The organism is Paenibacillus chondroitinus NBRC 15376, assembly GCF_004000765.1.
Classification (GTDB): Bacteria; Bacillota; Bacilli; order Paenibacillales; family NBRC-103111; genus Paenibacillus_E; species Paenibacillus_E chondroitinus.
On the sequence record NZ_BILW01000061.1, the window covers coordinates 1 to 22,580 of the forward strand.

Here is a 22,580-nt window from a genome sequence, read left to right on the forward strand (position 1 = left end):
AGCTGTTTCGGTTAGGGACAATCTTCCAATCATAATAGACTCCATATTTGACGTTGAGGAGTAGGTAGGTATTTTAAGCTAACTGGGAACGATAGTTCAAATATGGAGCAGAATGCCGCGGGCCGGCAGCTGCTTCTTTTTTTGTTGAACGGGCAGTAGAGCGTGGTTTATACTCCAGCGGTTAGGCAGTTAAGAGTTATCCTCGATTCGCCCAGCAATCAAAGTATCAAATTAAAGTATGGAATTGCATAAATCATGAGGTATTTCAGGCAATCTCAACAAACGTTAAATATATGATTATGCTCTGAATTCGTAGAGTGTACTTGTGACTTTAAACATTACCCACTCATGAATATTACTAATAAAATTAATAATTATTATCAATTAGAAGTATCTCTACTGTAGGGATATGCTAATATATGTGACAAAAATAATTAATTTTAATAAAGGAGATAAAGCAAAATCAAATTTTCATCTTATGATCTTGAATTTCAAGGCAAGCGGGCATTATTTTGCTTGAAAATTATTCGACTTTAAGAAACAAATGCAATTTCCATTAATTTTATTAATAACCAGATATTCGCTGCTAAGAGAAGCATATTTACAATTGTTTTTAAGAAGAATACATCGCACTTCATGTGCTTAGAAAGAGGCTAAATTATGTCAAACATGGTTACTAATCATCCACATCCACTTACGCTAGGTATGCACGTGATCGAGATCGATGGCGTTAAACAAGTATATCATGTAGCTGGAACTGGCAACGGTCCCGTTTGTATCGTTCATTCAGGTGGTCCTGGAATGAATTGGAAATCAACGGAAATGCCATTACTAGAACAAACCATGACTATGGTGTACCTAGAACCCGTAGGTACTGGGAATTCGGGCTTTTTGCCCGATACAGACTACAGCATGCCACGCTATGCCTATTTTGCCCACAAAGTCGTAGAACATCTAGGTACTGGGTTGCGCCCTTACTTCATTGGCCAATCTCATGGAGGGTTTGTTGGGTTACAATATGCGCTTGACTATCCAGATGAGCTTGGTGGGTTAATCCTCTTTAGTACGGCACCATTAATGAATTCGGAACTCTTCGAGGAGATGCTGCGGGGCTTAGAAAAATTTGTAGAGCGCTATCCAGATAAACCTGAAGCTGCGGATACCATACCGGCTTTCAAAGCATTCATGGATGGAAGTATCAAAGACAAGGAAACCTACATGGCAACCTTAGATCTCCTATTACCTGCTTATTTCGGAAATTATTGGAATCTTCCTCCGGGATTAGAAGAATGGAAAGCCACAGTTGATTTTACGATGACTGAAAGAGCGGATTCTCCTTTCGATGTTCGTGATGTATTAGATACAATCCTTACGCGAACACTTATTTTGGTTGGTGAGTATGATTTCTGCACCGGGCCGCGTTGGGCTAAGGAAATGGCAGAGAAAATTCCTAGTTCTCAAATTCATACTTTCGAAAAAGGCGGACATATGAGCCATTTCGAGCATGCACAGGAATTTATGAACGTTGTGAATGACTTTGTCTTTCTGGAAATAAAAAAATAACTCATATATAGAAACCAAACGATCATTGGATCGTTTGGTTTCTATTCACGAGATAAAATAAAGAGAGCGGAACTAATGCCTCACGATTCAAACGCTATACGATCAAATTTGTTGTCAACTTTTGAATATTTTTGCACGAATCATCCGCTTACTAGTTTTAGACGCACGACAACCAGCGTTCTAATGGCATCTGATGTGCCTTTTCCCTTGTTCAATATTGTTTTCGTCTATCATCAATCCCCTCACTCGAGCGTTGCTGCGGATATTAGGACATGATCATGGTGAAACCAGGGATGCCTTATTTAGATGTCATACAGCGGGTGAAATCGGAATTTAAAGTTCCCACTTTTGCTTACCAGGTTAGTGGAGAATATTCAATGTTGATGGCAGCTATTCAGAATGGTTGGCTTGAAGCCAATCTTGTAATTGAAGAATCATTACTGGCGTTCAAACGCGCCGGATGTGATGGCATTTTGACTTATTTTGCTGTAGATATGGCGCGGCGACTGAGAGATGGAGAATCTCTGCATTGATATACACATGTAGATCAAAATTAGGTTAATTATTACGAATACGGCTTTACCAAATAAGGAGTCGCCGCTCACCTCTTCTGACGAAAGATGGGTGGCGATTCCTTATGTACGGTGACGGTACGAACCGGCTGACGGGCAAAAGCTGATCCAGACATGGAGTGCAGTCTGAACCTCAACCAGAGTAAAAACAACAAAACAATTTATATTATTGAAAGTGACACAGACTTGAAAAAATTTGTGCAAAAAATCACCCAAACTCAATTGAACTAACGGGACACATTTGTTTCAAAGGAGGAATTAAAATTGGTCACGGATGTGATAGAGAGGTTTCTTAAGGATGAGATATCTAGCCAGGAGTTATACGAAGATATTATTAAATTCATTACATTAACTTAGAAGAATTGATTATTGTTTTTCAGGAGCGGTCGTCCTTAAGTGAAAACAAATAATGAATTTCTAAATTATTGAATGCATGGTAAAGGAATTAATTTTTGTTTTTAGTGAACCAGGAATGATGACTTTAGCGGTTTTTTATGTTAAGGTTGCGAACCTTAAGTATAAGAATCTGAATATTAAGCAAACATTAGTTTTTCAATACTGAATCAAACAATTTATTAATTATATTATGAAAACAGGAGATAATTTAAATTAGTGGCATCAGCGCAGTTATAAATGAAATCGTATAGAAACATTAGCTTATTGAGTAAATTTTATGAATCATGTTTAGATTTAGAATTAAGGAGATGTTAAATGCTGGACACTAAAAAACCATGGAGTTTGTCGGAGTTCAAATTATTTGAATCTCTCCCAAAGGAAGATTTAGAGCAAGTTGATCAAATGGCACCAAGTACAAATATTATTCCTATTCCTAAGGGGACTTTAATACAAACACCAGAAGTTAATAGTAATGGTTTGTCTATTGTTATTGAAGGAAAACTTCGATTGTATAAAACAAACGCTGATGGGAAGCAGTATACCGTAGGTATTTTAGGGCCAGGTAATATGTATGGAGAAAGTACTTCATTCTCATTTGGAACCAATGGAAATTATATCGAAACTATGGAGGATACAATTATTTGCTCCGTTATTCAAGAAAAATTCGACCAATTTTTGAGTTTGCGGCCAGAACTTGCTTTAAAACTTTTAGAGGAATTAAGCAATCGATTACGTGACAGGGACGAAGTATTAGAACGACTGGCATTAAGTGATCTTCGTGGTAAAGTCCTTTTTTTTCTCACTAAACTTTCTAAAAAATTCGGCGTAGAAGAAAACGGGTATCAAAGAATAGAGATGTCTCTGACTCATCAGGAATTGGCAAACATGATTGGTGCTACTAGAGAATCAGTGTCGCTTATTTTACAAGAACTTTCTAATGAAGGTATTATTATTACTAGTAGAAAATCTATCATGGTTCAGCTAGAGATGGCAAAAGAACGATTAGAAATTACATGAATTTTTCAAAATAAAGCCACCTCCAAAGTCATTCAAAATGAGTGAATTTCTTCTCTGAAGGTGGTTTGATTTAACTTTATTGGTTTTTCTCAACTGCCCCAATCTAGACTTTTGTTAGCCCCGATTTCTTCACTTTCCCGATAAACAATGCTAAAGGCAAGGCAAGGCAAGGCAAGGCAAGGCAAGGCAAGGCAAGGCAAGGCAAGGCAAGGATACTTATTATTGCAGTGATTAAAAATACATCATTAATACTCATTGTGAAAGCCATTTGACCGATATGAATCTTGTTAGTATCTCCGAAACTCATCAACTCAGTTCCATGTCTTAGTGACCGTGTAGCAAGTAAAGAAGTAAAGATGGCAATTGCAAAGGAACCCGCGTCCAATTCATAATAGAGGCAGCATGTCCAGAAAGCTCTTTTGGAATTAGCTCCATAGCCGAATTACTTGCTGGAATCATGATAAGAGCAACACCTATATTACGGAGAGTCAACATTAAGACAATGTACGTATGTGATACATTGATACTAAACCAGCTAAGCGTTAAAGTACCTAAAGCTAAGAAAATAACTCCTACTGATATGAGCCAGCGTGGGCCTACTCTTCCATATAATTTACCGGCAAGAGGCATTACTAAAGCCATAACAAATGAAGATGGAAGAAGAAGCAAGCCTGTATCCATGGCAGTAACTCCTTGCACTTATTGCAGAAATACTGGCGCCAGAAGTGTACCAGCATACAGACTGATTGTTAGTATGTTCGTAATAATTAAACTAAGCGTGTAACGTCCATTGCGGAACACGCGAATATTAAGCAACGGGGTTTTCGTTGAAAGCTCTCGTAAGATGAACAATATTAAGGAAATACTCCCAAAAATGAAAAGACTGACGACTTTGCTTGATCCCCATCCCCAACTATGACCCTGACCAAATGCCAGCAATAATGAGGCACTTCCTATAATAACCATTATGAACCCAAGCAAGTCAAAATTTTTCGGAACATTCAATCGGTAATAAGGTATATATTTCGCAACTAAAATTATAGCAATTAAACCTACAGGGATATTCATGATGAATAACCATTGCCATGCGAAACTCTGAAGCAACCACCCACTAAGAGTTGGACCAAAAGCTGGTGCAAGCGAAGCAGCAAGTCCCCAAAGCGAAATAGCAAAAGCTTGCTTTTCTTTTGGAACGATTTGATAAACGATGGTCATCGTGAGTGAATTGATATCCCAAGAGATAGCACATAGACCAGATGCTGCTGTAAAACCAATTAGAGAATAAAGAAATAATTTCAAATTGTGGAAGCCTAAATGACATCAAAATGGTATGTTATTTTAATCGATCTTAGATATCTCTTGTTCTGCTCGCGGCTATAATATAGTAATTCTTTTTTTATTAAACATTCAGTATGCTAAATTACAAATCTGTTAAATAAAAATAACTTTATCAAAAATACGTATTAGTGGCGTCTGAATCACAGGATGTTACTAATGACATCAAAGTAAAGTTTGTTTCGAGAAAACAATATAAATTAATAGAAAAATAATAAGCTTACATTGTAATAGTAGAAATTACTCGTTCATTACAAACGACAGAATTCCCAAGGAACAATGTAGGACTTCGGGATACACATTACATGTAAGGATTGGTACATAATGAAATGTTCAAAAATTAAATGTTTTTGGCTTGCCATCATATGCTTTGTAGAGAATTAGCAAGGTTTCAAGAGGGCTTGTAGCTAGTTTCGAACAAGATAGCATCGAACTTCCTGTAAGATAGATTACAGAATAAATCGAATGGTTAGCCCTATACTAGGTGAGCAGATAAGGAGAGGAAGACGGGGTGCTAATATTTTATGCGACCTCATCTCGATTACTTCCAAACATTTTTAAATAGCTGATGTTGCTGCAAAGATTGAAAGAAAACAATATAAAGTAGGAGGCAATTATATATGTCAAAAGTTTTGGATGTCATGGGACCACAGATTCAACTTGTAACAGACTTAGCGGTAAATAAGGATTATTCACTAATGAAAGCTGAGGTTCCGCCTGGTGTTGTTGTACCTGTTCACAGTCATGATGATCGTGAAACCTTTGTAGTCCTTACGGGGGAATTAGAGGCATTTACGGAAGATAGTTGGAAAACCGTTAGAGCTGGCGATACGGTTGATATTCCTGGAGATGTAAAACATGCATGGAGAAATTCTTCTAAGGAAACAGTAAAATTGCTAGTCGTATCGACAGTGAAAATGGGTGAGTTTTTTAATGAAATTGGTCGTCCGGTAGACACTGTGCCAGCGGGTCCTCCTTCACTAGAAGTTTTGCAACATTTTGTTGAAGTTGCGATAACATATGGCTATTGGCTTGGATCACCTGATGATAATGCTTCGATTGGTATAAAGTTAGGTTAATACTGAAGAAATGGAACTGTTATGAGAATTGCAAATAAAAGAAATCCGCACCCAAAAAGCGGGTTTCTTTTTTTATGGAGACTGAAGTAACCAGAAAAATTTGTCCCCAAATAAGTTAGTTAGTTAACTGAAAGTAGGGTTGAGTACATTCATTTCTAGAAACAAAGATATTAGCGATGTTGAATCCCATTTTGTGAACATAGAGAAATTGTTCCAACAGCTGTTAAGTAATCTATCTTACTGAATGATTACTTAGAAAAAGTTATTATATAAATATTCTATAGAGCTAATAATTAAAATTTACTTTGAGTTGCCTAGAAACATTTAAAACAGATTTTGTAGGAGGTGCAGAAGATTATGAAAGAAGCTGTTAAACAAGGTCTATTTGGATGCATAATGGGTGCAATTATGAGCTTTCTTATGAACTTTTTTGTTTTGCCTTTACCATCAACTGTGTTTGGAAATGCAATGGGAAATGCAATGAGTGGTGTATTAAGCGGTTTTATGGGAGGCTTTATGGGACTGCTTATATATCTCCGAGCTAAAAATAAAAAATAAAGATTAGATAAGAACTTAAAAAAAGATGTAAACATGATTTTAAAAAAAGCGGGTGCCCTTGCCATTTTTATGGCTTTTAGGACACCCGTTTTTACGTTTAAGTGCAATCTCGATAAATTATTTAATAATCAAATAAGATGGTGAGAGAATAATACAACGAAAAACAATATGAGACTTTCAATATTTTAGTTGTGTTTGCTTGAGGCGATATGCAAGACAAGAAGTATCGTCAAGCGATTACTGCAGCTGGAAGTGGCTGCATCGCAGCCCTTGATTGTGAGAAGTTCCTCGAAGGCTCAAATATTCCATGATTGGAGTAAAGCGCTTCTGTAAAAGTATTTCATAAGCTGTTGTTTATGTGTGATTGTGATGAATTTATCCAATCCGAGGAGGTTAGAATAATGGATGTTATTTCATTAACAAAAGACAGTTTTCGCGGACAGATTGAAGATGGGGTTACACTTGTTGATTTCTATGCAACTTGGTGCAATCCTTGGGAGTAAAGCGTTTCTAAAAAAAAAAAATAAATGAGTACACAGCAGTAGGAGATACTTGTTAAATCTATTTGAAGGAGTAAGCCATGGAAATTAACCAACAAACAACTGCGATTGTTGTCACTGACCCTCAAAATGCATTCTTAAGTCCTTCTGGTTCGGGCTATGAATTAACGAAAGATGTTATTAAGGAAGTCAATATGATTGAAAATTTGGAACTAATATTTAAGACAGCAAAGCAACAAAATTATCAAGTATTTATTTCACCACATTATTATTATCCTCATGACCATAAGTGGGAGATATTGAGTGTCGGTGAAAAAATGATGCACGATCTAAAATTGTTTGACGTAACTAGCCCACAAACTGAAGTGCCACAATCATCTCAAGCAGATTTTTATGAACTCTATAAACCTTATATTGAAGATGGGAAGACAATTATTACAAGTCCACATAAAATCTTTGGACCAGAATCAACGGATCTTGTTTTACAATTACGTAAAAGAGGGTTTAGTAAAGTCCTTCTCGCTGGAATGAACTCTAATATTTGTGTCGATTCTCATATGCGAGAACTTGTTGAACAAGGGTTTGAAGTTGCTGTCATTCATGATGCAACGGCTGCTCCAGGCATGGATGCTTATAATGCTGGAAAGCTAAACTTTGGGTTACTTAGTAGTGGCTCATGGACAGCCAAAGAAGCAGTTGAGAAAATGAGTGCCAAGTAGACAATAAATAAAAGGCTGTTGGCAATCCAATAGCCTTTTTCTTGGGAATTGTTTCAATACTCACAGTTAATATAGTAATGTTTATTGTCTATACAATCGACCAAAAAAACGTTTTATCAATTCGGAAATCTCTCTACTTTGTTCCTCAAGAATAAAGTGTCCACCGCATAAATAATAAGTTTCAAGGGTTTTTAATTCCTTGCTAAATGCATGTGCGCCTTGCAAGGTAAAAATAAAATCATATTTCCCCCATGTTATTAGTGTCGGTGGTTGATAGATTCGAAGGTATTGTTGCCAAATTGGGTATTGTTTTACATTGTTTCTATAATCGTAGCCGAGCTCCAACTGAATTTGGCTGTTGCCAGGACGGTCCAGAAAAAATTGGTCCATAGAATATCCGTCAGGGCTAATCATATAAGGTTGACAAACTCCTGTTAAATACTGTTTCTTTGTGAATTCAAAGGTTGTAAGTACGGAAAATGCTGCTTCTGTTACCGGGTTACGGTCTACCCAAAGTGCTTTAAATAGATCGAAAGGTTTCCCTAACCCACTTATATCAGCTACAGCATTTTGAATGACAAACCCAAGAATACGGTTCGGATTACGAACCGCCAATCGGAACCCAATTGGTCCACCGTAATCATGGACGTACATTAGATAATGAGAAATACAGAGTCTATCGATAAGTTTTTCTATGATTATTGATAAGTTTTCAAAGGTGTAGTTAAACTCAGTGGTTGAAGGCATACTGCTATTCCCATATCCGGGGTAATCAGGAGCAATAACATGATAGCATTCCGCCAAATGTGGAATGAGATCTCTAAACATATGTGAGGAACTTGGAAAACCATGAAGGAGTATGATCGTCGGATTGGAAGGGTTCCCGGCTTCACGAAAAAAAATAGATAATCCATCGATATTAATCCTTTTATACATAACCATAAGTCATACGCCCTTTCCAAACGATAATATGCTTATGTCACCAACACAAAATATGTTCGGATTGGACTTTTAAGTACTAGTTTAAAAAATAGAGCATGTATTGCTCTTTGGTACTTATGGCATCGTGAAAATAATAAATCAGACAGTTATTGGGATAATATAAATATGTCATAACTTATCATACAAAAGGATGAATCTGACGGGACGTTTGTAAGTTACATTACAGAAGGAACTTTATTTTAGAAGTATGATGATAAAGTCATAAAACACAATACAAATATATCGAGGAGGAATTTATAATGTCAGTAAATAACCAACAAATCGTATTAAATATCCGTTTTAAAACGAAACCAGGTAAAAAAGAGGAATTTCGGACTGAGTTGTCTTCCTTGATTCAAGTAATGTCAGTGGAGAAATCATTCATTAGCGCTATAGTAGCAGATGACGTGGATCAGCCTAATGATTTAGTCATTTATGAAATATGGCAGGGTACAAGGGATAGTTGGTTGCAAGAGGAATTTATAAAGCCTTATCGGAAAGATTATGAAGGTACGCTTGGCGAGTTGATTGAAGATAGAATTATTAGTTGGTTAGAACCAAAAGGAGAATGGGGTAGTACATTAACAAACGCAAAGAGGGGCTAAATTTCATGTCTAGCTTTACTGATATAATCGATAAACATTTAAATATCTGGAGTGATACAAATCGGGAGCGAAGAAGAAAAGCTATCGAGGAGATATACTCAGAACGTTGCATCGTTGTAGATCCATTCTATCCTGAAGCATTTCGGGGACATGATGCACTAATGACTTTGATTGATGAAGTTCAAGAGAAATTCCCAGGGTTTGTCTTTAGTAAAAAATCACAAGACGAACATCATAATATAGCTAAATTTTCTTGGTTTTATGGACCTGCCGGTGAACCTTCAGTGGTTACTGGAGAGGATATTTTTATCATTGAAGAGGGATTGATCCAACAATTGTATATCTTTATCGATAAAACTGAAGAATAATAGTGTACTTTTATGAACAGCTCAGTTCTCTTTCTTTTAAGAGAACTGAGCTTTTTACTTAATCAAATTTCTAAGAGGAGGAGTGTTCGCTAAACGAATTACTCCTCCTTACTTTAAATAAACAACACCAATTTATGTAGAATCCTACGCGCAATCTATCTTACAGATAATCTAAAGGGGTAAAGTCTAATGATTTCAGTATTTCCATCATAATTTGGGTAATACCGAGATTACTAGTGTTGGAGAAGTGCAGAGGATGAGTGGTGGATCAGGTATCATCCATGCGGATTATATGCATCGGACGAGGAGCCAACGCGGTTCCTGCAGCTTTGGTTTATGCCCAATCAACTTGGCAACGATGAGATTAACATCCCCAGTTCGGATTGCAGCGTAACGTAGTTTAGCTTCCATTGTTTGAAAGTTGGCAAAATGAATTCCATACAACTTCTCGATGCCTCGATATCAGTCTTCTAGATCGGACAACTCCAGGGTCATGCCTGCGCGAATTTCCCCGGAAATTCGAGTTAAATCCGATATGGTTTTTAGCTGATGTTCATCAGCAAGCTGCTTCGACTTGACCGTACTGGATGATGACAAAAAACCGTTCCCTCCTTATCAGGGTGCATCTCTCATGAAAGACGAAACGTTGAAAAACCATCCGGAACTTGAACGGATTCTCAATAAGCTTGGAGATAAGATCACGGACGCTGAAATGCGCCAAATGAATTACCAAGTCAATGTAAAACAAAAGTCTGCGGCTGTAGTGGCCAAAACTATTTGAAACAAGCATGTTTGCTTCCGTGAAATGAAAATAGCTCCTAGATGGAATTCGCATCGTTCATCGTGATATTGCTTTTGAAGAAGGCGAGTAAAATTGATCCATTCAAACGACAGAAAAACCGCGCATCAATTAAGTAGCGATGTGCGGTTTTCATAGATTAATGATGCCTTTTTAGAGAGAGGCTCTGAGTTGCGCGATGTTTTCCTGAACTTTTTTAGCCCACTCTACGCGCGGTGCATCCACGCCATTGAAATCCGGATCTTCATGAATGTGTACACGTTTAATTAGATCTCCGTCAAATTCAAAGACATTACAAAAGCGCCCATGCGAATATGGGTTACTAGGAAAAGCACCTCCGGAATATGTTACACCTTTTACTTGTCCCTCGATGACCACATAATCACCGCTTGGCATGATATTAAAATTTTCAATGTCATGTTGTATTTCAACAATTTCTGATGCGAATCCCTGTGCAAGAAGGCCAATTTCAGCTTTGCCATGAGCCAAGCCTAACTTCGGAAAATAAAGTGTGGCATTATCTGTGAATAGGGATAATAATCTTGAATCCCCATTGTCAACATAACGAAAATAATTAATTGCTGCGTCAATACGACGTTGCTGCTGTTCTGTCTGACTCATAGTAGTAACTCCTTCGGAAAATAAATGTATTTTCACTATACCGTTCGGTAATGTGAATGCATGTTTACTTTAACCATCAAGCAGGAGAAAGTCAAGAACAATGAGTCAACTGTTATTATGTACCATGTTCTATGGAGATAATACTCGCTATAATCCGTATATTTTATGTAGAAAATGATGTACAATATGGCGTATTCATTATTAAACTTGAGTAAGGGGTGTTCAAATGCCAAGGGGAAATTTCCGTGCATTCGATACCGATGAAGCTTTGGATCGTGCTTTGAAAGTATTCTGGGAAAGAGGATATGAAGGTTCTTCTATTACAGAGTTGACAAAAGCTATTGGTATCAGTCGACCTAGTTTATATGCTGCTTATGGTAACAAAGAAGAATTGTTTCAAAAAGTTCTAGATCGTTACGAAGTAGGACCAATGATGTTTCGCACTCATGCTATTCAAGAACAAACTGCAAGGGCCGTGGCGCAGCGCCTGCTCCAAGGGACGATTGAGAATATTACCAATGACGGGACACCTAAAGGTTGTCTTTTCGTGCAAGCTGCCTTATCTTGTGGAGAAGAATCCGAAGAGATACGCCAGGAATTGAACTCACGTCGGGCATCGACGGAAAAAGCGCTTAGCAGAAGATTTGAACAAGCTATCGTAGAAGGTGATTTGCCTTCCCATACAAACGCAGATCGTCTAGCAAGATATGTGACGACGGTCCAGCATGGCCTATGTGTTCAAGCCACTGGTGGGTCTACTCGCGAAGAGTTAATGGAAGTAGTAGAAACTGCAATGATGGCATGGCCAAAGTAATATATTAATTAATTTTTAGTAAGCTCCTCTTTTGCAGCTTATAAACATACAGTATTTCAAAAACCCCAATGAATGCATTGGGGTTTTTGATTTTTTGACTAAGATTGTGAAAGAAACCCTAAAGAGCCGCGATGGGGATCTCTTTGTAATGTATCTTACTGAAATTGATGTGGAGTTTTCGTTAGACTTAGTTTATTCCTCAGGTATGGGGCTTTAGTATTTAAGCTGAAAAACCCTGCAATACAGGGCTTGTTATTGTAACAATTATCACTTTTTAGTAAGTATATAACAAATAAGTGGGTACTTTTATTATTGTTACTTGTGAGTCATAATATCGATTGCTAGATGTTCTTAACATATAGGAGGGGAAATCATGAATAAAAAAAATAAATTATCTAAACAACAGAGGTTTCTAATATTTAGTTTGTTTTTATTAACCTTTGTATTGGGGACAAGTGAATTTGCCATTGTAGGATTATTAAATGAGATTGCAACTGATCTTGGCATTACAATTGCATCAGTTGGAACATTAGTATCTGGGTTTGCAGTCTCTTTTGCCATCGGGACACCAATAGTAACAGCGCTATTAAGCCGTTTTAATAAATATCCGTTAATGGTAATATTGATTTCTTTCTTTATTATTGGGAATGTCATTAGCGCATTATCCGACACTTATGTCGTATTATTTTTATCCCGTATTCTTACGGCAATTGCTGAAGGGGTCTTGGTTGCATATGCCCTCAATATTGGAACGAATGATATGATTCCAAATGAAAAAAAGGGATTCGCACTATCCATGATATTCTCAGGATTCACATTTTCTAGTGTCATTGGCGTCCCTCTAGGCACATATATTGGACAAGTTTACGGATGGCATGTGACATTCTGGTCTACGTCAACGCTAGGTGTTATTGCACTTATTATTTCTATGATTATTATTCCTAGAAATATAATGGGAGTTAAAAGTTCTATTAAAAATCAGGTTGGTCTACTAATTCATCCACAATTCATTTTAGCCTTCTTAATTCCGGCATTGAGTATTGCTGCAACATTTATAGTGTATACGTATCTAATACCAATTATGGATGAAGTATTATCCATTCCATTAGAATACGTTAGTTTGATTCTTTTGCTCTATGGCATTGTTTCAGTTTTTAGCAACATGCTCGGGGGGAAAATAGCACGAAAAAATGGAATCAGTAAGTTGCGATACATTTTTATACTCCAAGCTATAATTCTTGCATCGTTTTATGTAACAGCTGCTTCTGTTTTTTCCGCGATGATCAGTATTTTGTTAATGTCGTTGGTTGTTTTTGTTCAAGGGTCCACAAGTCAAATTTATTTTGTTGAATTAGCAGAGAAGCATTTTCCGGCAGCAAGAGATTTAGCAGCATCGTTAACCCCTGTATCAATAAACTTTGGTATAGCTATCGGATCAGCTATGGGTGGAATCGTTGTAACAAATGTAGGACTTATTCATGTTTCATGGGTCGGGGGAATCTTTGCCTTAGCTGCTTCATTTGTAACGATTATAAGTTATCGTTTGAATCAGAGAGTGCAGGCAAAGAAATCATGTTAGGAGGGATCGTTATGATTACTGTGTATGATCGACGTTATAAAGAAGAAATTATCAATTTAATATTACATGTCCAAAATCATGAAAATCATTTAAATATTAAAATCGAGGAACAGCCTGATCTGTTAGATATTGAAACGCACTACCTGCATAATGCGTGAATTTCTGGATAGCTTTAGATAAAAAGAAAACAAGGTCATTGGTTCAATTGGATTGATGAAATTAACAGATGAGATTTCAGTACTAAAAAATTTTTTTGTATATGAGCAATTTCGCGGTAAAGAATTTTCTATTGGGAATAATTTATCACATGTACTTGTTGATTACGCAAAAAAGCAAGGAACTAAAATAATTGTCCTCGATACACCATTCATAGCAAAAAGATCTCATCGCTTTTACGAGAAAAATGGATTTATACAAATCAACAAAGATGAATTGCCAGTTCAATATGATTATCCTGATAGAAATTCCTTGTTATATCGACTCGATCTTTTTTAGACTCTTTTTAGAACACTTAAACTAACCTACCATATGACAAAGAGGGGATCGGTATGCGAGAGGAACTCGTACTGAAGCATGCGGTGAGTGCACGTACGTTTATACAGACTAGACAAGATAAATTGCATTACTTGGTAATACCATATGGTGAATAAAAGAAACAGCTCATGGTTTTTCGAATCCCGTAATGGGAAACCTGCGAATTGCTACGATTCCAGGTCCTACGTCCTTAATTGAGAATGCTGCCATCGATTTCAATGGGGCTCTCGATTGAACGGTTGTTGACCGTAAAGATGGTTGCTGCCGTCAGCGCACTTCGCGATCATTTGGCTATTACCATCGGTCTTAACTATTCATTTGTAAGCGAAATGCCCTCAATTCGGGAGGATTCAGTCATCCTAGATCTCTATCCAACAGAAAGGGAAGAACTCCACCATACTTTCTAAAAATTTCAAAGCCCGATTGAAAAATGATTTATCACAGTTTAGCGAACTGTTTTGATTTGAATTGAATAAGGCACCTCCATTGAAGAAAGACAGCGGCAGCCTAAGACTTTATTTTTCAGTCTTGGTCCGCCGCTGTTCCATTTTTATAATTAGCCTATTCAATTACATCATTGCTTCTCGTAACCCAAAAAAGCATAAATACGAGAGAAAACAGCACAATAACCGGCGCAGCGTACTGAATTAGAAAATTTTCCATAAGTTTAACTTCCTTTCTTTATTAATTTACCTTGTACATAATCGGCATCGAACAGAAATAAGCGCATTAGTAAAAAGAGTGATGGGACTAGAATAACGATTCCTGCGATAAAGGAGATAACCAGTGCTGTCCCCATTGTTTGATTTGTGAAATTTTCATGGATGGTGATGTAGGGAAATAAAATATAAGGTAAATGGGCTTTACCATAACCAAAAAAGGCAAAAGCGAATTGCAGCAGCACAAATATGAATGAAATACCCAAATTTCTTTGCTTCCAAAGGAGAAAGACTGCAATCAAGAAGCATAGGAATGATGTTTCAAACATCCAGCCATGGGAAAGCATGTTGCTAAAATGCTCCGGGTTTTGTTGATTGATCGTGAAAAAAACAAGAAAACTTGCAAGAATCGTTGGCCCACTCCAAAAAAGGGCGTACCCACGTAAGATTTTCAATGCGGGCTTGTCTTCTGCTCTGTATGCATAATACGAAAGAAACATGGAAGAAATGTAAAGAACACTGACCAACGACAGTAAAATGACGGACCAGGTATAGGGACTGCCGAGCAGCCTTTGCCAGTTAAGCAGGATCAATCCATTTTGCTCAATAATGATGCCACCTTCTGAAATAGTTAGTACCGTAGAGAGGGTTGCAGGGATGAGCAAGCCAGTTGCTCCATAGATGAGCATATACCATTTATTATCCTTCGAACCGTAGTTGCTGAAGGCATAGTAGGCTCCTCGAATGGCAAGCAATATGATGGCTATACTGCCTGGAACGAGAAGCGCGGTGCCATAATAACGTGCTGTTTCCGGGAAAAACCCGACCATTCCGATGTAGAAAAAAACCAAAAAGACATTCGTTACTTCCCAGACTGGAGAAAGATAGCGCTCAATAATTTTATGAATGATATGCTGTTTCATTGTAATAACAGAATAATAACTGAAGAAACCTGCACCGAAGTCAATGGATGCCACGATTAAATACCCGTATAAAAAAATCCATAAAACCGTAATTCCTATAACTTCAAGACTCATTTTTTTGTCCTCCCTCCGAAAATGCCAAGAGCCATTAATTCGTCTGCAACATCGCTTTTTCTAAAGAGTTTGGATAACACTTTGATCGCGGTGAGTGCTAGTACGATATAAAGGAAACAAAATAGCAATAGCATCAAATCCACGTCTTGAGAGGTAGTTGCCGCATCTGCAACTTTTAAATACCCACGTAAAATCCATGGTTGACGACCAACTTCAGCGTAAAACCATCCACATTGAATCCCCAGCATGGAAAGAGGCCCGCAAGCAACTATAATCGTTAATAGCCATTTAGGATAAGGTTTAACGGATCTTTTTCTTGTGTACCACAAATGAAGAATAGCAACAACAATCACGAACATACCTATACCTACCATAGCATCGAAAAAGTAATGAACGTATAGAGGAGGACGAAGATCAGGGGGAATCTCATTAAGCCCTTTTACTTCAGATCCAGGAGTACCTCCTGCTAAAATGCTGAGTGCGTATGGAATTTTTAAAGCATATTTAATTTCATTCCTATCAGTCAAAATACCACCTAGTATAAGCGGCGCATTGGCGGTGGTCTCAAAATGCCACTCCGCTGCAGCAAGTTTTTCAGGCTGATTTTGAGCTAGGAATTTCGCGGATAAATCACCAATAAGTGCTGTAGTCACAGCAAATACAAGACCGGCGGTGACAGTCAATTTTAATGCCTTTTTAGCATATAAGATGTCATCTTTTTTCTTAAGAAGAGAGTAGGCTGCAATAGCTGCCAAGATAAATGCGCTTGTCATATAAGCAGAAGAGAGCACATGCGCTACTTTGGTTGGCATAGAAGGGTTAAACATAGCTAATATCGGTTGTACATTCGTAATTAAGCCGTCTTTCAGTGAGAATCCTTGAGGAGTATTCATAAATGCATTTACTGTAGTTATAAAAAAAGCTGAAGCGGAGGAGCCGATGACAACAGGGACGAGTAGAAGGAGATGATGCATTGGTTTTAATCGTTCCCATGTATATAAGTAAATACCAAGGAATATAGCTTCAATGAAAAAAGCAAACGTTTCTAGGAATAATGGAAGCGCGATGGCCTGTCCGGCAATTTGCATAAAGGTAGGCCACAATAAACTGAGTTGAAGGCCAATTGCTGTACCGGTAACTACGCCAATAGCAACGGTGATAACGAAACCACGGGCCCATCTTCGTGCTAATAATGTGTAGTAGGGGTCTTTGCGTTTAATGCCAGCGAGCTCAGCCAACATGATCATGACGGGAACACCAACGCCGATTGTAGCGAAAATGATGTGAAACGCCAATGTGGTCTCTGTTAGTAGCCGGCTATAAAACACGGAATCGTAGGTAGGCATGTGAAATCATCTCCTTTTCGTTTATCTAGGTTAAAAAAGTTTACGAATAAATGAAACCAACATGACAAAAGCAACACTGAACATGAGGTACATTAATCGCTTTTCATGTTTTCGAAATGGGACCAAGTTGTATCACCCTCTGGTAAATTTTATTTAGGTATGGAATTAGTGTACTCCATTGTATGTGATTATTTTCACATAATCTGTGAATATGAATTGAACAAAGTTTTACAACTTTACTAACGGAAAATTGAACGTTATAAGAACAAATTGATATATTAAATCTGAGAATATACGTAAAGAACCGATTCGCTGTTATTTAATTAACAACGCCTCGGTTCTTTATTGTCTTATATTTTGCATTCCGCATGTTGTATATTTGAAGTTTCAATTTGAAAAGTTGTATGCTGTATTTTAAATTTCTTTTCTATTTCATGAATGGCTGACTGTAGAATAGTCTGACTATCTTTTGAATCATCAATTAGAATATGACAACTCAGAGAGTCAAGACCTGATGTAATTGTCCATACATGCATATCGTGAACGTTAATAACTCCGTCAATGCTTTCTAGTGTCTTTTTAACTAGATCGGTATCAATTGTTACCGGTGTTCCCTCCATTAGAATGTGTATGGCGGTGCGAATAACTCCCCATGCACTTTTTAGGATAAGAACAGAAACGATTACACTGATTATAGGATCGGCAATGTACCAGCCGAAGAAAAGCATTAATAGTCCTGCAAGAATAGCGCCAACTGAGCCTAGAGCATCTCCAATTACATGCAAATAAGCGCTCCGAACATTGATGTTGTCCTTCACATCACTTTGTCTCATCAAAGCCCAAACGCTCAACAGATTGGCTAGGAGTCCGACTAAGGCAATTAATATCATAGATCCACTGGAAACAGTAGGTGGATCAAAGAACCGCGCTATGGCTTCTTTTATAATAAAAGCAGCTATGATGAATAAGGCTAATCCATTGAACAGCGCAGCCAGAATTTCAAACCTGTAGTAACCGAACGATTTTCGCGGAGAAGCTGGCCGGTTTGCGAACCACATAGCTACTAAGCTTAATGCCAAGGATACGGCATCACTTAACATGTGTCCCGAGTCAGAAAGAAGAGCTAAGCTATTTGTAATTAAGCCTCCGAAAAACTCCACGAACATGATACCACTTGTAATAATGAGAGCAATGGCTAATCCTTTTTTATTATTTGGTGCATGACTATGCCCAAGTCCGTGCCCATGATTATGGTCATGATGGCTGTGTTCATGATCAGAATGGTTATGTCCCTGTTCATGATGCGTGTGACTGTGGTTGTGCATCCAAACCCCTCCTAGAACATATGATCAAGTATTCATATGTTATTATATTTGAAAAAAATTGAAATGGCAATAATATGGAGAGATCTTGGTCAGTAGTATTTCCAATTTCACAATATACATAGGATTTCTGTTATAATGAGTGTAAATCGTAAGATTTATCATCAGAAAGTGAGAATGTTTATGGAAGATATGTTGCCTAAAACCGTACAAGATCAATGTGATGACACTTGTAATGGAACTTCAAATATTGATGTCTTAAAGGATCAATTAATAAATGATCAAACTGTTAACGGGTTAGCTGAAGTGTTCAAAGCACTCGGGGATCCGACCAGATTGAAAATCATTCATACCCTATTGAATAAAGAGTTATGTGTTCAAGATATTGTACAAATTCTAGGAATGGGCCAGTCCGCGGTATCACATCAACTCAGATATCTACGAAATCTTAGAATTGTTAAACGCCGTAAAGTTGGAAAGACCGTTTATTATTCCTTGGATGATGAACATATTGAGCAAATTTTTGTGCAGATGCTTCAGCACGTGAAACACAGCTAGGCCCATTTGCGGCGAAGAGATTAAGCAGCTGTTGGAGAAAGAACTCGAAGATCTATTTGAGATTCATATTGCCTAAACCTGTGAATGTAAGTTGGTTCACAGGTTTTTGTATTTGTAGCGAGCCACCTTTGCTTAGAAATCAGCTATAATAAAAGGATAGAGGTTAACAGCCTAATTCGAGGTGCCGATCATGATTCTGAGTACCAAACTTCATATCCCGCAAATGAGGCGCGATGACCTTGTTGAGCGAACGGCAATCACCGAGCTGCTGAATAAAGGATTACAGCGCAAATTCACATCCCTAACGGCTCCCGGTGGATATGGCAAAACAACAGCTTTGAGCCAGTGGCTGCAGCAGTCCGCTATACCTACCGTATGGATTTCCTTGGGTCCTCAAGATAATGATTTGATTGTATTTTGGAGCTATACGATCGCTGCGATCAATCTCGGATGAATTGGTCTTGATTTGGGACGATTATCACGTGATTGATCTTGCTCCCGTCCAGGCTTCGGTAGTTTATTTTCTCGCTTACTTGCCCGCTCATATCCACCTCTATGTAACAAGCCGGGCTGAAATGCCTTTCCTACGGCCAGGCTGCAGACGACAGGTCAAATGGTCAAAATCACGATTCAGGAGCTGCGCTTTCAACTTGCAGAGGGAATACGTTATTTTCAGGATTGCATGGGATTATCCCTGTCGGGAGACAAGATTGCTGATCTGGTCGATCGAACGGAAGGATGGATCAGCGGGCTGTATCTCGCGGCCATTTCGCTGCAACGAAGCGGCAATTATGCGGATTTTATCCGTGCATGCGATTGTGTTGTCTCGATCTCTCTTCAATGATGCTGCAGCGGTAACGCACAAGCTCTCGAAGTTCACGTTGGATTCGATTTGGAATGAAGCTGGCTTTTAGAAGTCCATGGAGTTCTTGTCATTTATGACATCAAGTTCTTGTCAAAAAAGAAGCCCCAGCTGCCGGGTGCTTCTTTTATTTTACGTAAAATTCCAATTTGATGAAATTAAAAATATATACCTAGAAATCTAGACTTGGTTGTCTCAGTGCACTTCACTTGGATAATTTTAGTAAAAAATGAATATAGCGCTATTCTTTGGGTTACGTTAACAAAGATAAATGGAAAAATGGATGAAGGAGGAGAAGTCAATAATGGAAATGGATAAAGCCGAACGCTACGCGAACATCATTCCCATGCATGAATTGGATACGAAGGAAAAAAGATTGCAGCCCTTTCCCATTTATAACTGGCTGCGTCAGGCGACTCCGGTCCGATATGATGAGAGCCGCAACTGCTGGGATGTGTTTCTATATGAAGACGTGCACCGGATCTTGAAAGATCCCGCTACGTTCTCTTCGGTTCGTATGCTGTCAGTCATGGAAACATTGCTCACTACGGACCCGCCACGTCATACTCAGCTGAGAGCTTTAGTTAACAAAGCCTTCACACCGAAGGTTGTCAATGATTTGGCGCCGCATATCCTATCAATAACCGAAGAGCTGCTGGATGCAGTGAGAAAAAGCGGACGTATGGATGCCGTTCATGACCTTGCAGTACCTCTCCCGGTTATCGTGATTGCCGAGCTGTTGGGTGTACCTCCCAAGGATCGCTATCTGTTCAAGGAGTGGTCCGATATTCTCGTCAAAGGACCTGATGTCAATACGGATGAAGCGTTTCTTAATGTTATGGCTGAGAAGACCCAGGCCATGAAAGAGCTGAATCAGTACTTTGCTGCGATAGCAGCGGAGCGAAGGCAAGCTCCGAAGGAAGACCTCATCACCCTTTTGCTCGAGGCGGAAATTGATGGTGTGAAGCTGAATGAAGAAGAGGTGCTCGGATTTTGCATTCTTCTGCTTGCGGCAGGCAACGAAACGACGACGAACTTAATCACTAATGCACTGCGCAGATTGACGGAGGATACAGGGCTACAGCAGCAGCTGCGTGAACAACCGGAGCTTGTCTCCAGCTTCATTGAAGAAGTGCTCCGCTATTATCCTCCAATTCAGGCCATCGGCCGCGTCGTCACGCAGGACGTAGAAGTACACGGCACTGCGATTAAAGCTGGCGAACAAGTCGTGTCATGGGTTGCATCCGCCAATCGGGATGAAGCTAAGTTCCAGGAACCAGATCAGTTTATTATCGACCGCAAGCCTAATGCACATCTGTCTTTTGGCTTCGGGACACACTTTTGCCTTGGAGCGCCGTTAGCTCGGCTCGAGGGCCAAATCGTGATCAAGCATCTGCTAGAGCATCTCGATTCGATTGAATTTATCTCCGGTTTAGAGCTAGATTACATTCAAAGTCCATTCGTGTACGGCGTCAAGCAATTTCCTGTCAGCTTCAAGGAGCTGAAATAATCCTGTATTGAAATAAAGCTTTCCTTCATCACAACTGTGTGAAGGAAGGCTTTATTTCGGAAATCGTGCTGTTTCAAGATTTCGGATTTCGTCAACTTACCCGAACAAACCTCGATAATCTCTTCAAAAAACCGCCTGTAGGCAAAAAGAATACTTTGTAGGATAAACTCAAAAAAACAATTAGTATTTCTATTGAGGAAAAACAACTAATAAACACCTATATAATGTGTATCTGTCCGACGACACAAACATGAGTGCTTTTAGATCCCCGTGTAAAGGATAGCGGCTCCTCTCCGTTTTCATCCGGTACGGGCAATATTTTTATAGTATGGGGATTGATCAGAATTTATATAGCTATTACATTAGTTTATGGAATTACTACCTTAACATTAATAATAAAAAGGCGTTATCTTAATTCTCTTTATATCTTCTCTTGGAAAATTCCTAATATGGAAGCAGAGTTGCATTGTCATTATGCAGTTGGACTTACATGGACCAATAGTAAGAGATACGAAACGAAGAGAGAAGAAGCAATAGCAATCTTCAGAAAAAAATACCCTAATGCAAAATTATACGCTACCACATATTCGCTTCAGCATTGGTATGCAAAAAAAGGCATACTAGGAGTAGACTTAATTAGGTCGAAGAGTGAAGAGAGAAAGAGACGCCTTTCGGGTGCATACTCGGTAATAACGAACGTTCGAAATCTTTTTATCATTAACAAGGGTGGATGGAAGACCTGGTTTTTATGTAAACGGATTTGGAGTACTACATCCAAAAAGTACTATATCATTGGACAACAGCGCAGAACCTCCTCATCAGCGTCATTCTAAGGAGGTAATTTAGTTGTTGCTGAATTTTATCACAGGCTATGTGTTATACATTTTCCTCAATACCTTGTATCGCCGCGGATGGCATTTTGCAGGTCAGATTGGGGAGAGTAGAGGTCTATTTGTATGATAATGGACTTAAAAGCGGTAGCCAGTTCATATGCCATAAACTGACTAGGAGATTAGTCTGCCTTTCTGAAGAGACTTCATATTTTTATTGGAGTTAGAAATGATAGGGAGCATTTTCAAGCTACTAATCATGGGAGATAAGCAGAGGTGGCAAGTGGGGACGGTCTCAAACGAAAAATTGTCCCGTATCCACCCATTACAATCTTCTTTATCGCATGCCCAGACTTTCGTGTTCTCCTGAATGAGATCCTCTAACGATTTTCTTTGAAAATACATTGTTTTCTCTC

Annotated in this window: 27 protein-coding genes and 3 pseudogenes; 20 read left to right on the plus strand and 10 right to left on the minus strand. The window is 38.5% G+C overall.

Features of this window, described 5'->3' with window-relative positions:
- The first annotated feature begins 660 nt into the window (after window positions 1-660).
- The 3 genes from PCH02S_RS32750 to PCH02S_RS32760 all read left to right on the plus strand — a co-directional run bounded on the left by PCH02S_RS32750 (window position 661) and on the right by PCH02S_RS32760 (window position 3,548).
- On the plus strand, window positions 661-1,563 hold the full coding sequence (locus tag PCH02S_RS32750; protein ID WP_127458304.1) for an alpha/beta fold hydrolase: 903 nt from the start codon (window positions 661-663) through the stop codon (window positions 1,561-1,563).
- A gap of 272 nt (window positions 1,564-1,835) precedes the next feature.
- Window positions 1,836-2,096: a hypothetical protein gene (locus PCH02S_RS32755; protein ID WP_246069365.1), complete on the plus strand. Its 261-nt coding sequence runs from the start codon at window positions 1,836-1,838 to the stop codon at window positions 2,094-2,096.
- Between the two features lie 750 nt (window positions 2,097-2,846).
- On the plus strand, window positions 2,847-3,548 hold the full coding sequence (locus PCH02S_RS32760) for a Crp/Fnr family transcriptional regulator (protein WP_127458305.1): 702 nt from the start codon (window positions 2,847-2,849) through the stop codon (window positions 3,546-3,548).
- A 103-nt stretch (window positions 3,549-3,651) separates the two neighbouring features.
- On the opposite strand, the gene PCH02S_RS32765 is transcribed toward PCH02S_RS32760, so the two are convergent.
- Both PCH02S_RS32765 and PCH02S_RS36575 read right to left on the minus strand, forming a co-directional pair.
- Window positions 3,652-3,855, minus strand: coding sequence for a hypothetical protein (locus tag PCH02S_RS32765; protein WP_127458306.1), 204 nt, complete (start codon window positions 3,853-3,855; stop codon window positions 3,652-3,654).
- A 17-nt stretch (window positions 3,856-3,872) separates the two neighbouring features.
- Window positions 3,873-4,847, minus strand: a pseudogene (locus tag PCH02S_RS36575) (MFS transporter).
- A gap of 656 nt (window positions 4,848-5,503) precedes the next feature.
- On the opposite strand from PCH02S_RS36575, the gene PCH02S_RS32780 reads away from it, so the two are divergent.
- The 5 genes and pseudogenes from PCH02S_RS32780 to PCH02S_RS32800 all read left to right on the plus strand — a co-directional run bounded on the left by PCH02S_RS32780 (window position 5,504) and on the right by PCH02S_RS32800 (window position 7,739).
- Window positions 5,504-5,962: a cupin domain-containing protein gene (locus tag PCH02S_RS32780; RefSeq protein ID WP_127458309.1), complete on the plus strand. Its 459-nt coding sequence runs from the start codon at window positions 5,504-5,506 to the stop codon at window positions 5,960-5,962.
- A 357-nt stretch (window positions 5,963-6,319) separates the two neighbouring features.
- Entirely contained in the window at window positions 6,320-6,520 is a 201-nt protein-coding gene (locus tag PCH02S_RS32785) for a hypothetical protein (protein WP_127458310.1), read from the plus strand.
- A 203-nt stretch (window positions 6,521-6,723) separates the two neighbouring features.
- Window positions 6,724-6,853 (plus strand): annotated as a pseudogene (locus PCH02S_RS36580) (thioredoxin-disulfide reductase); the annotation flags it as partial.
- A gap of 68 nt (window positions 6,854-6,921) precedes the next feature.
- Complete coding sequence (locus PCH02S_RS36585; protein ID WP_127458311.1) at window positions 6,922-7,023, plus strand: thioredoxin domain-containing protein; 102 nt, start codon at window positions 6,922-6,924, stop codon at window positions 7,021-7,023.
- A gap of 77 nt (window positions 7,024-7,100) precedes the next feature.
- Window positions 7,101-7,739: a cysteine hydrolase gene (locus tag PCH02S_RS32800; protein ID WP_127458312.1), complete on the plus strand. Its 639-nt coding sequence runs from the start codon at window positions 7,101-7,103 to the stop codon at window positions 7,737-7,739.
- An 81-nt stretch (window positions 7,740-7,820) separates the two neighbouring features.
- On the opposite strand, the gene PCH02S_RS32805 is transcribed toward PCH02S_RS32800, so the two are convergent.
- Window positions 7,821-8,681 (minus strand): alpha/beta fold hydrolase, encoded by an 861-nt coding sequence (locus PCH02S_RS32805; protein ID WP_127458313.1) that lies wholly within the window; start codon window positions 8,679-8,681, stop codon window positions 7,821-7,823.
- 299 nt (window positions 8,682-8,980) lie between these two features.
- Here PCH02S_RS32805 and PCH02S_RS32810 point away from each other — a divergent pair, with 299 nt between their 5' ends.
- The 3 genes from PCH02S_RS32810 to PCH02S_RS36025 all read left to right on the plus strand — a co-directional run bounded on the left by PCH02S_RS32810 (window position 8,981) and on the right by PCH02S_RS36025 (window position 10,087).
- The gene (locus PCH02S_RS32810; RefSeq protein WP_127458314.1) at window positions 8,981-9,325 is read left to right on the plus strand and encodes a putative quinol monooxygenase; all 345 of its coding nucleotides are present in this window, start codon (window positions 8,981-8,983) and stop codon (window positions 9,323-9,325) included.
- Window positions 9,326-9,330: 5 nt separating this feature from the next.
- The gene (locus PCH02S_RS32815; RefSeq protein ID WP_127458315.1) at window positions 9,331-9,693 is read left to right on the plus strand and encodes a nuclear transport factor 2 family protein; all 363 of its coding nucleotides are present in this window, start codon (window positions 9,331-9,333) and stop codon (window positions 9,691-9,693) included.
- Window positions 9,694-9,949: 256 nt separating this feature from the next.
- Window positions 9,950-10,087, plus strand: a complete 138-nt coding sequence (locus PCH02S_RS36025) for a hypothetical protein (RefSeq protein ID WP_164819825.1) — start codon at window positions 9,950-9,952, stop codon at window positions 10,085-10,087.
- A 68-nt stretch (window positions 10,088-10,155) separates the two neighbouring features.
- On the opposite strand, the gene PCH02S_RS36790 is transcribed toward PCH02S_RS36025, so the two are convergent.
- The gene (locus tag PCH02S_RS36790; RefSeq protein WP_268597733.1) at window positions 10,156-10,290 is read right to left on the minus strand and encodes a hypothetical protein; all 135 of its coding nucleotides are present in this window, start codon (window positions 10,288-10,290) and stop codon (window positions 10,156-10,158) included.
- Here PCH02S_RS36790 and PCH02S_RS32820 point away from each other — a divergent pair.
- Window positions 10,262-10,497, plus strand: a pseudogene (locus PCH02S_RS32820) (glycine betaine ABC transporter substrate-binding protein); the annotation flags it as partial. The gene PCH02S_RS36790 and the pseudogene PCH02S_RS32820 overlap by 29 nt on opposite strands.
- 148 nt (window positions 10,498-10,645) lie before the next feature.
- On the opposite strand, the gene PCH02S_RS32825 reads toward PCH02S_RS32820, so the two are convergent.
- Complete coding sequence (locus tag PCH02S_RS32825; protein ID WP_127458317.1) at window positions 10,646-11,113, minus strand: nuclear transport factor 2 family protein; 468 nt, start codon at window positions 11,111-11,113, stop codon at window positions 10,646-10,648.
- Between the two features lie 226 nt (window positions 11,114-11,339).
- Between PCH02S_RS32825 and PCH02S_RS32830 the strand changes: the two genes are divergently transcribed.
- The 4 genes from PCH02S_RS32830 (at window position 11,340) to PCH02S_RS36595 (ending at window position 14,001) form a co-directional block, all read left to right on the plus strand.
- On the plus strand, window positions 11,340-11,927 hold the full coding sequence (locus PCH02S_RS32830) for a TetR/AcrR family transcriptional regulator (RefSeq protein ID WP_127458318.1): 588 nt from the start codon (window positions 11,340-11,342) through the stop codon (window positions 11,925-11,927).
- A 373-nt stretch (window positions 11,928-12,300) separates the two neighbouring features.
- A complete protein-coding gene (locus tag PCH02S_RS32835) occupies window positions 12,301-13,506 on the plus strand; it encodes an MFS transporter (protein ID WP_127458319.1) in 1,206 nt (401 codons plus the stop codon).
- An 11-nt stretch (window positions 13,507-13,517) separates the two neighbouring features.
- On the plus strand, window positions 13,518-13,664 hold the full coding sequence (locus PCH02S_RS36590) for a hypothetical protein (protein WP_246069366.1): 147 nt from the start codon (window positions 13,518-13,520) through the stop codon (window positions 13,662-13,664).
- Window positions 13,665-13,719: 55 nt separating this feature from the next.
- On the plus strand, window positions 13,720-14,001 hold the full coding sequence (locus PCH02S_RS36595; protein WP_246069367.1) for a GNAT family N-acetyltransferase: 282 nt from the start codon (window positions 13,720-13,722) through the stop codon (window positions 13,999-14,001).
- A gap of 600 nt (window positions 14,002-14,601) precedes the next feature.
- Here the strand turns inward: PCH02S_RS36595 and cydS are convergent.
- From cydS to PCH02S_RS32855, 4 genes are all read right to left on the minus strand, one after another.
- Window positions 14,602-14,703 (minus strand): cytochrome bd oxidase small subunit CydS, encoded by a 102-nt coding sequence (gene cydS / locus PCH02S_RS37125; RefSeq protein ID WP_407670152.1) that lies wholly within the window; start codon window positions 14,701-14,703, stop codon window positions 14,602-14,604.
- 4 nt (window positions 14,704-14,707) lie between these two features.
- Window positions 14,708-15,736 carry a cytochrome d ubiquinol oxidase subunit II gene (locus tag PCH02S_RS32845; protein ID WP_127458320.1) on the minus strand — a complete coding sequence of 343 codons (1,029 nt, stop codon included), beginning with the start codon at window positions 15,734-15,736 and terminating at the stop codon, window positions 14,708-14,710.
- Window positions 15,733-17,082: a cytochrome ubiquinol oxidase subunit I gene (locus tag PCH02S_RS32850; protein ID WP_127458321.1), complete on the minus strand. Its 1,350-nt coding sequence runs from the start codon at window positions 17,080-17,082 to the stop codon at window positions 15,733-15,735. Before PCH02S_RS32850 ends, PCH02S_RS32845 begins: the two co-directional genes overlap by 4 nt.
- A 350-nt stretch (window positions 17,083-17,432) precedes the next feature.
- Window positions 17,433-18,407 carry a cation diffusion facilitator family transporter gene (locus tag PCH02S_RS32855; protein WP_127458322.1) on the minus strand — a complete coding sequence of 325 codons (975 nt, stop codon included), beginning with the start codon at window positions 18,405-18,407 and terminating at the stop codon, window positions 17,433-17,435.
- A gap of 189 nt (window positions 18,408-18,596) precedes the next feature.
- Between PCH02S_RS32855 and PCH02S_RS32860 the strand changes: the two genes are divergently transcribed.
- From PCH02S_RS32860 to PCH02S_RS32880, 4 genes are all read left to right on the plus strand, one after another.
- Window positions 18,597-18,962 (plus strand): ArsR/SmtB family transcription factor, encoded by a 366-nt coding sequence (locus tag PCH02S_RS32860; protein ID WP_127458331.1) that lies wholly within the window; start codon window positions 18,597-18,599, stop codon window positions 18,960-18,962.
- Between the two features lie 190 nt (window positions 18,963-19,152).
- Window positions 19,153-19,416 carry a hypothetical protein gene (locus PCH02S_RS32865; RefSeq protein ID WP_127458323.1) on the plus strand — a complete coding sequence of 88 codons (264 nt, stop codon included), beginning with the start codon at window positions 19,153-19,155 and terminating at the stop codon, window positions 19,414-19,416.
- Window positions 19,417-19,575: 159 nt separating this feature from the next.
- Window positions 19,576-19,806, plus strand: a complete 231-nt coding sequence (locus PCH02S_RS32870; RefSeq protein WP_127458324.1) for a hypothetical protein — start codon at window positions 19,576-19,578, stop codon at window positions 19,804-19,806.
- A 328-nt stretch (window positions 19,807-20,134) separates the two neighbouring features.
- Window positions 20,135-21,334, plus strand: coding sequence for a cytochrome P450 (locus PCH02S_RS32880; protein WP_127458332.1), 1,200 nt, complete (start codon window positions 20,135-20,137; stop codon window positions 21,332-21,334).
- Between the two features lie 1,004 nt (window positions 21,335-22,338).
- On the opposite strand, the gene PCH02S_RS32890 is transcribed toward PCH02S_RS32880, so the two are convergent.
- Window positions 22,339-22,569 (minus strand): cold-shock protein, encoded by a 231-nt coding sequence (locus tag PCH02S_RS32890; RefSeq protein ID WP_127458326.1) that lies wholly within the window; start codon window positions 22,567-22,569, stop codon window positions 22,339-22,341.
- Between the last annotated feature and the right edge of the window lie 11 nt (window positions 22,570-22,580).

Coding starts and splice junctions, on each gene's coding strand:
- PCH02S_RS32765 (WP_127458306.1), bottom strand. CDS start 3,855: ATGAGTTTCGGAGATACTAACAAGATTCATATCGGTCAAATGGCTTTC.
- PCH02S_RS32860 (WP_127458331.1), top strand. CDS start 18,597: ATGTTGCCTAAAACCGTACAAGATCAATGTGATGACACTTGTAATGGA.
- PCH02S_RS32825 (WP_127458317.1), bottom strand. CDS start 11,113: ATGAGTCAGACAGAACAGCAGCAACGTCGTATTGACGCAGCAATTAAT.
- PCH02S_RS32830 (WP_127458318.1), top strand. CDS start 11,340: ATGCCAAGGGGAAATTTCCGTGCATTCGATACCGATGAAGCTTTGGAT.
- PCH02S_RS36590 (WP_246069366.1), top strand. CDS start 13,518: ATGATTACTGTGTATGATCGACGTTATAAAGAAGAAATTATCAATTTA.
- PCH02S_RS32865 (WP_127458323.1), top strand. CDS start 19,153: ATGATTCTGAGTACCAAACTTCATATCCCGCAAATGAGGCGCGATGAC.
- PCH02S_RS32835 (WP_127458319.1), top strand. CDS start 12,301: ATGAATAAAAAAAATAAATTATCTAAACAACAGAGGTTTCTAATATTT.
- PCH02S_RS32810 (WP_127458314.1), top strand. CDS start 8,981: ATGTCAGTAAATAACCAACAAATCGTATTAAATATCCGTTTTAAAACG.
- PCH02S_RS32890 (WP_127458326.1), bottom strand. CDS start 22,569: ATGTATTTTCAAAGAAAATCGTTAGAGGATCTCATTCAGGAGAACACG.
- PCH02S_RS36585 (WP_127458311.1), top strand. CDS start 6,922: ATGGATGTTATTTCATTAACAAAAGACAGTTTTCGCGGACAGATTGAA.
- PCH02S_RS32785 (WP_127458310.1), top strand. CDS start 6,320: ATGAAAGAAGCTGTTAAACAAGGTCTATTTGGATGCATAATGGGTGCA.
- PCH02S_RS32755 (WP_246069365.1), top strand. CDS start 1,836: ATGATCATGGTGAAACCAGGGATGCCTTATTTAGATGTCATACAGCGG.
- PCH02S_RS32850 (WP_127458321.1), bottom strand. CDS start 17,082: ATGCCTACCTACGATTCCGTGTTTTATAGCCGGCTACTAACAGAGACC.
- PCH02S_RS32855 (WP_127458322.1), bottom strand. CDS start 18,407: ATGCACAACCACAGTCACACGCATCATGAACAGGGACATAACCATTCT.
- PCH02S_RS32800 (WP_127458312.1), top strand. CDS start 7,101: ATGGAAATTAACCAACAAACAACTGCGATTGTTGTCACTGACCCTCAA.
- PCH02S_RS32870 (WP_127458324.1), top strand. CDS start 19,576: ATGGTCAAAATCACGATTCAGGAGCTGCGCTTTCAACTTGCAGAGGGA.
- PCH02S_RS32780 (WP_127458309.1), top strand. CDS start 5,504: ATGTCAAAAGTTTTGGATGTCATGGGACCACAGATTCAACTTGTAACA.
- PCH02S_RS32805 (WP_127458313.1), bottom strand. CDS start 8,681: ATGGTTATGTATAAAAGGATTAATATCGATGGATTATCTATTTTTTTT.
- PCH02S_RS36025 (WP_164819825.1), top strand. CDS start 9,950: ATGAGTGGTGGATCAGGTATCATCCATGCGGATTATATGCATCGGACG.
- PCH02S_RS32750 (WP_127458304.1), top strand. CDS start 661: ATGTCAAACATGGTTACTAATCATCCACATCCACTTACGCTAGGTATG.
- PCH02S_RS32880 (WP_127458332.1), top strand. CDS start 20,135: ATGGATAAAGCCGAACGCTACGCGAACATCATTCCCATGCATGAATTG.
- PCH02S_RS32845 (WP_127458320.1), bottom strand. CDS start 15,736: ATGAGTCTTGAAGTTATAGGAATTACGGTTTTATGGATTTTTTTATAC.
- cydS (WP_407670152.1), bottom strand. CDS start 14,703: ATGGAAAATTTTCTAATTCAGTACGCTGCGCCGGTTATTGTGCTGTTT.
- PCH02S_RS32760 (WP_127458305.1), top strand. CDS start 2,847: ATGCTGGACACTAAAAAACCATGGAGTTTGTCGGAGTTCAAATTATTT.
- PCH02S_RS32815 (WP_127458315.1), top strand. CDS start 9,331: ATGTCTAGCTTTACTGATATAATCGATAAACATTTAAATATCTGGAGT.
- PCH02S_RS36595 (WP_246069367.1), top strand. CDS start 13,720: ATGAAATTAACAGATGAGATTTCAGTACTAAAAAATTTTTTTGTATAT.